Origin of the sequence: Streptomyces sp. SID14478 (assembly GCF_010548525.1) — a bacterium.
Taxonomy (GTDB): Bacteria; Actinomycetota; Actinomycetes; order Streptomycetales; family Streptomycetaceae; genus Streptomyces.
This window is the reverse complement of the sequence record NZ_JAAGMG010000360.1, coordinates 1-3,485: the sequence shown is the minus strand read 5'-3', so window position 1 is coordinate 3,485 and position 3,485 is coordinate 1. Positions and strand designations below refer to the sequence as shown.

The 3,485-nt window shown below is 70.4% G+C and carries 5 protein-coding genes and 1 pseudogene; 3 read left to right on the top strand and 3 right to left on the bottom strand.

The genetic code is table 11. The features are described 5' to 3' along the window. Positions 1-279 (bottom strand): LysR family transcriptional regulator (locus G3I40_RS11880; protein ID WP_164302123.1); only part of this gene is annotated, 279 nt, incomplete at its 3' end. Positions 280-389: 110 nt separating this feature from the next. Between G3I40_RS11880 and G3I40_RS11875 the strand changes: the two genes are divergently transcribed. Then, positions 390-1,085 (top strand): type 1 glutamine amidotransferase domain-containing protein, encoded by a 696-nt coding sequence (locus G3I40_RS11875; protein ID WP_164302122.1) that lies wholly within the window; start codon positions 390-392, stop codon positions 1,083-1,085. A 39-nt stretch (positions 1,086-1,124) separates the two neighbouring features. Here G3I40_RS11875 and G3I40_RS11870 read toward each other — a convergent pair whose 3' ends face one another. Continuing rightward, positions 1,125-1,511, bottom strand: coding sequence for a zinc ribbon domain-containing protein (locus tag G3I40_RS11870; protein WP_164302124.1), 387 nt, complete (start codon positions 1,509-1,511; stop codon positions 1,125-1,127). A gap of 146 nt (positions 1,512-1,657) precedes the next feature. Continuing rightward, on the bottom strand, positions 1,658-2,371 hold the full coding sequence (locus tag G3I40_RS11865) for a TetR family transcriptional regulator (RefSeq protein WP_164302121.1): 714 nt from the start codon (positions 2,369-2,371) through the stop codon (positions 1,658-1,660). Positions 2,372-2,479: 108 nt separating this feature from the next. Between G3I40_RS11865 and G3I40_RS11860 the strand changes: the two genes are divergently transcribed. Continuing rightward, the gene (locus G3I40_RS11860; RefSeq protein ID WP_164302120.1) at positions 2,480-3,268 is read left to right on the top strand and encodes an electron transfer flavoprotein subunit beta/FixA family protein; all 789 of its coding nucleotides are present in this window, start codon (positions 2,480-2,482) and stop codon (positions 3,266-3,268) included. A gap of 58 nt (positions 3,269-3,326) precedes the next feature. Then, positions 3,327-3,485: pseudogene (locus G3I40_RS11855) on the top strand (electron transfer flavoprotein subunit alpha/FixB family protein); the annotation flags it as partial.

Below are 3,485 nucleotides of genomic sequence, written 5' to 3'. Positions count from 1 at the left end.
CAGGCCGCCGGCGCCGCTGACCGCGCCGAGCTCGTCCAGCGGCGCCACGACGCGTGCCGCGAGCTCGTCGGCGAACGGGGTGGGCGCGACGCCGCGCGGGAGCCGCTCGAACAGCTCGCGGCCGAGCTGTGTCTCCAGCGTGCGGATCTGCGTGGTGACGGTGGGCTGCGACAGACCCAGCAGCCGGGCACCGGCGGTGAAGGCCCCCGACCGGTACACCGCGAGGAACGTGCGCAGCAGGTTCAGGTCGGGCAGTCCATTGACTTCCCTATCTCTCATATGGCCGAGCCTATTGGAATCCGATGGGTGGGCGGGCCTACGGTCGAAGGCGTCACCGCACCGAAGACCCGCGTACGCAGCGGCGGATCCGCACCTTGGGAGCCTCACTCATGTCCACGATCCTTTTCGTTCTGACCGGCGCCGACCACTGGACGCTCGCCGACGGCACCGAGCACCCCACCGGCTTCTGGGCCGAGGAGGCCGTGGCGCCGTACCAGGCCTTCAAGGCGGCGGGCCACGACATCGTCGTCGCCACCCCCGGCGGCGTCGTCCCGACCGTCGACCGGGGCAGCCTCGCGCCCGAATTCAACGGTGGCCCCGAGGGCGCGGAGCAGACCGCCCGCGCACTGGCCGCGATGACGGAACTGCAGTCCCCCGTCGCGATCGAGGACGTCGACCTCGACGACTACGCCGCCGTCTTCTACCCGGGCGGCCACGGCCCGATGGAGGACCTCGCGGTGAACGCGGACTCGGGCGAGGTGCTCACGCGGGCGCTGGAGAGCGGCAAGCCGCTCGGCGTCGTCTGCCACGGTCCGGCCGCGATGCTCGCCGCGACGGGGCCCGACGGGACCAGCACCTTCAAGGGCTACGAGATCGCCGCGTTCACGAACGCCGAGGAGACCCAGGCCGGTCTCGCCGAGCGGGCCAAGTGGCTGCTCCAGGACCGCCTCACCGAGGCCGGCGTGCACGTGAAGGTCGGCGAGCCCTGGGCGCCGCACGTGATCGTCGACCGCAACCTGGTCACCGGGCAGAACCCGGCCTCGTCCGCGCCGCTCGCCGACGAACTGCTCAAGAAGCTGGGCTGATCCGGCCCCGGACCGCCACGACGACCTGCGGCGGCCGGCTCACCGCGGGTCGTCGTCGCCCGTGACCTCGCACAGTTCGAAGACGACTTCCCCGGAGTCGGCGTTGCCGCCGCGCACGGGCCGCACGGTGGCCCCCACCCACACCAGGTGCGGGGCCGTGCCCACGATCCGGCAGGGCACGACGAAGTCCTCGGGGAAACGGACCATCGACTCGTTGCGGGCCACGCCGGTGCCCCGGTGGACGACGCGGGACTGCACCACGACGCCCGGTCCCGCGCTGCGCTCCGTCTCCAGGTCGCTGGAGGCGCAGACCGGACACAGCAGCCGGCGGAACGATGCCGTGCCGCACCATCGGCACCGCTGGTGGGCGAATCCCGGTTCGGTCTCCGTCGTCGGCGCCGTGCCGCCGATCCCGCCCCGGAACATCACCGGTGTCCCTGAGATCTCCGAGATCACTGACATCGCTCGGCCTCCCGCGCTCGCCCGCTGTGCGCCGGGCTGCGGCCTCGGCACTCCCGCAGCGTATGACACTCAGTGCCGCGCGGTAAAGACGCTTAGGACACTGAGTACCCTCACTCGTCACGCAGCGCGGATTCCACCTGCTGGATGACGCGCCACATGGGAGCCCCCTTGGCGGCGACCATGACGACGACCTCGTCGGCCGGGGCGGCGGGCGCCCCGGCCGCCGCCCCGCCCCAGACCTGCCGTACGAGGTCGAGGGCGCGGTCCACGGCCACCGCGGCATCCCCCTCGCCGCCCGAACGCAGCCAGGTGCGCAGCCCGTTGTTGTGCGCGGCCACCACGGACGCCGCCACGACCTCGGCGCGCAACGACCCGTCAGCGGCATCGTCCCAGCGCCGCCGCAGATAGCCGGCGAGCGTGCGCTCGTAGCGCCGCACGACGGAGAGCTCATAGGTCCGAAGGCCCGGCACCTCGCGGGTCAACCGGTAGCGCTGGACGGAGAATTCGGGGTTCGCGGCGTACATCCGCAGGACGAGCCGAGCGCCGTCGCACACCACGTCCACGGCGTCGCGCTCGTCGCCCGCGGCGTCGAGGAACGCGGTCATGTCCGCCAGGCAGCTCTCGTGGTCCGGGAAGACGGCGTCCTCCTTGGAGGGGAAGTACCGGAAGAAGGACCGCCGCCCCACCCCGGCCCTCGCCACGATGTCGTCCACGGTCGTCCGCTCGAACCCGCGCTCCATGAACAGCTGGAACGCCGCCTCGGCCAGCACCTCCCTCATGGGTACCTTCTTCTGTGCCCCGTCGACCTCGCGCGCCTCGCTCATGCCGGGAACGTAACACCGCGCGGGCCGCTTTGGCACTACGTACCTTTACGGAGGGTACTGAGTGCCATATTGTGGACGGACACACCGTTCAGAGCGAGGAGAGCCGGCGTGAGCTTGAGGATCGTTGTCACCGTGAAGTACGTGCCGGACGCGACGGGTGATCGGCATTTCGCCGAGGATCTGACCGTCGATCGTGATGACGTCGACGGGCTGCTGTCGGAGCTGGACGAGTACGCGGTCGAGCAGGCGCTGCAGATCTCGGAGAACTCGGATGACGAGGTGGAGGTCACCGTGTTGACGGTGGGTCCCGAGGACGCGAAGGACGCGCTGCGCAAGGCGTTGTCGATGGGCGCGGACAAGGCGATCCACGTCGAGGACGACGATCTGCACGGTACGGATGCGATGGGGACGTCGCTGGTGCTGGCGAAGGCGGTCGAGAAGGCCGGCTTCGATCTGGTGGTCTCGGGCATGGCGTCCACGGACGGCACGATGGGCATCGTTCCGGCGCTGGTCGCGGAGCGTTTGGGTGTGCCGCAGGTGACGCTGTTGTCTGAGGTGTCTGTCGAGGGCGGTACGGTCTCGGGCCGCCGGGACGGTGACACTGCTTCGGAGCAGTTGGAGGCTTCGCTGCCGGCGGTGGTGTCGGTGACCGACCAGTCGGGCGAGGCGCGTTACCCGTCGTTCAAGGGGATCATGGCCGCCAAGAAGAAGCCGGTGGAGGCCTGGGACCTTTCCGACCTGGAGCTGGAGGCGGGGCAGGTGGGCCTTGAGGGTGCCTGGACGAAGGTCGACTCCGCCACCGAGCGTCCCGCGCGCACCGCGGGCACGATCGTGAAGGACGAGGGTGAGGGCGGCAAGCAGCTCGCCGAGTTCCTCGCGGGCCAGAAGTTCATCTGAGCCTCGGTCGCCCCTGACATCCGCCCCACTTCTCGTAACCGCAGGAGATTGAAGTCCCATGGCTGAAGTTCTGGTCTACGTCGACCACGTGGACGGTGCCGTCCGCAAGCCCACCCTCGAACTGCTGACGCTGGCCCGCCGTATCGGTGAGCCCGTCGCGGTCGCGCTGGGAAACGGCGCCGCCGACACGGCTGGCGTACTCGGTGAGCACGGCGCG